We start from the raw sequence: 517 nt of genomic DNA, 5'->3' as shown, positions 1-517 counted from the left end.
CAGGCACTGGCCGTCGTGCAAGCGGTAATGCTGCTTATAGATCGGCGCAGCCACCACCAAATCGCCCTTGATACTGCCTACCAACCCACGACCAATCACATTCGCTCCCGACTCCGGGTCATGGTTGTCGATGGCGAACAGCGTCTGTTCCTGCGCGCCCGGCAGATAGAACAGCGCCACTTGCGCGCCGTCCAGCCACACCACCACGCCGGAATGGCGCACCAGGTCTGTCTCGTTGCACACGCGTTTCCAGGTGGACTGGCTCATCAGGCAAGCTCCTCGATGACAGGAATCAGGTTGAGTTCGGCGGCCATGATCGGCCGGCGCTGGCCGCGCTCCTGGACAAAGTGGATGTCCGGATCGGGGCGTTTGTCGTTGACGAAGGTGCGGAAGCGCTTGAGTTTTTCTGGGTCTTTAAGGGCGTTGGCCCATTCGCATTCGTAGCGATCGACCACCAGCTGCATTTGCGCTTCCAACTCGGCGCCCAGGCCCAGGCTGTCGTGCAGGATCACGTCCT

At 61.1% G+C, this 517-nt stretch carries 2 protein-coding genes; both read right to left on the bottom strand.

What is annotated here, in order from left to right:
- Nucleotides 1–267 (bottom strand): nitrite reductase small subunit NirD (nirD, locus tag IQK56_RS30770; protein ID WP_193901987.1); only part of this gene is annotated, 267 nt, incomplete at its 3' end.
- On the bottom strand, nucleotides 267–517 hold a 251-nt coding region (locus IQK56_RS30765), incomplete at its 5' end, for a hypothetical protein (RefSeq protein ID WP_193901986.1). The genes nirD and IQK56_RS30765, both read right to left, overlap by 1 nt.

The sequence above is a fragment of the Pseudomonas cyclaminis genome (assembly GCF_015163715.1).
GTDB classification, from domain to species: Bacteria; Pseudomonadota; Gammaproteobacteria; order Pseudomonadales; family Pseudomonadaceae; genus Aquipseudomonas; species Aquipseudomonas cyclaminis.
The sequence above is the reverse complement of the archived record's forward strand: the minus strand, read 5'-3'. Positions and strand labels throughout refer to the sequence as shown.